Below are 1,468 nucleotides of genomic sequence, written 5' to 3'. Positions count from 1 at the left end.
GTATCCGTCGGCCGGCCTGGAGAAAAATGCGCCCGCGCTGGACCAGGTGTCGGTGGAGATTCGGCCCGGCGAGCGTGTCGCGATACTCGGCCGGGTCGGCAGCGGGAAATCGACGCTGCTGCGTTTGATCGCGCGGCTGTATCAGCCGACGGAGGGCAAGTTGCTCGCCGACGGGCTCGACGCCGCACAGATCGCGTCGGCGGACTGGCGTCGCACCTTCGGCTATGTCGGCCAGGACAGCCGGCTGTTTTACGGTTCGCTGCGCGAGAACGTGACGATCGGCCGTCCCGACGTGCCGGCCATGGAGCTGCTGCGTGTGCTCGAACTGACGGGGCTCGATGCGCTGGTCGCCCGGCATCCGCTCGGCGTGAATCTTCAGGTTGGCGAAAACGGCCGCGATCTGTCGGGCGGGCAGCGCCAGCTTGTCGCACTGGCCCGCAGCCTGATCGCGCGTCCGCGCACGTTGCTGCTCGACGAACCGACGAGCGCGATGGACTCGCAGACGGAGTCGCAGTTCATCGAGCATTTGAAGCAGGCGAGCGCCGGACAGACGCTGGTCGTGGTCACGCATCGTACGTCGCTGCTGGCGCTGGTCGACCGGATCGTGATCGTCGATCAGGGCAAGATCGTGATGGACGGCGAAAAGGCGCGCGTGCTGGCGGCCCTGTCGGGGCAGCACGAGACGGGCGAGCCTCATGCGCCGCCCGAGCCGCAGCGAAACCGTGAACCGAAAATCCGCGTGGTCCAGCGTGGCGCGCCAGCAGGCGCGTCGCCCGCGGAACCGGCAGCGGCCGCGACATCGTTGGCTGCGGAGGCGTCATGATGCGGCGCATTCGATCGATTCTCGGCCGCAAGCCGGCGCCGCGGCTGCGCGCGGGTGATACCGCCTATATGAGCGACATTCGCGAGGCGTTGCTCGTCCGCTCGTCCGCGGGCGCACAGCTGGTTCTCTATCTGGTTGCCGTGGTGCTCTGCGCCGGACTGGTATGGGCGCACTTCGCACGCGTCGAGGAGGTCACGCGCAGCGATGCGACGGTCGTATCGCCGAGCCGCGAACAATGGATCCAGAGCCTCGAGGGCGGCATCGTCCAGAGCGTGGCGGTGCGCGAGGGCGACGTGGTCGAAAAGGGGCAGCTGCTCGCGAAGCTCGATCCGGCGCGCGCGCAATCGAGCTATCGCGAAGCGTTGACCAAGGCGCTGGAGCTGAAGGCGAGCGTGGCGCGCGCGCGGGCCGAAGCCTATGGCGCGCCGCTGGACTTCCCGGCAGACGTGAAGCGAGAAGCCGGCCTCGTCGCGCAGGCCACCGCAACCTACCGCGCCCGCCGCCGTGCGCTGGACGACCAGATCGCCGCGTTGGAGAAGAGTCAGGCGCTGGTCCGGCGCGAGATCGCGATGTCGGAGCCGCTCGCGGCGAAGGGCCCACCCGCTCCCACACGGGCGCGGCGCAGGGCGGCATGGCCGCCGCGCT

Annotated in this window: 2 protein-coding genes; both read left to right on the top strand. The window is 69.4% G+C overall.

The features are described 5' to 3' along the window. A partial coding sequence (locus ABZS61_RS34805; protein ID WP_356430528.1) for an ATP-binding cassette domain-containing protein occupies window positions 1-823 on the top strand: 823 nt, incomplete at its 5' end. Next, the coding region (locus tag ABZS61_RS34800; protein ID WP_356430525.1) for a biotin/lipoyl-binding protein at window positions 820-1,468 on the top strand (649 nt) is incomplete at its 3' end. The genes ABZS61_RS34805 and ABZS61_RS34800, both read left to right, overlap by 4 nt.

Source organism: Streptomyces sp. NPDC005566, assembly GCF_040605575.1.
Taxonomy (GTDB): Bacteria; Actinomycetota; Actinomycetes; order Streptomycetales; family Streptomycetaceae; genus Streptomyces.
This window is presented reverse-complemented; position numbering and strand designations above follow the sequence as displayed.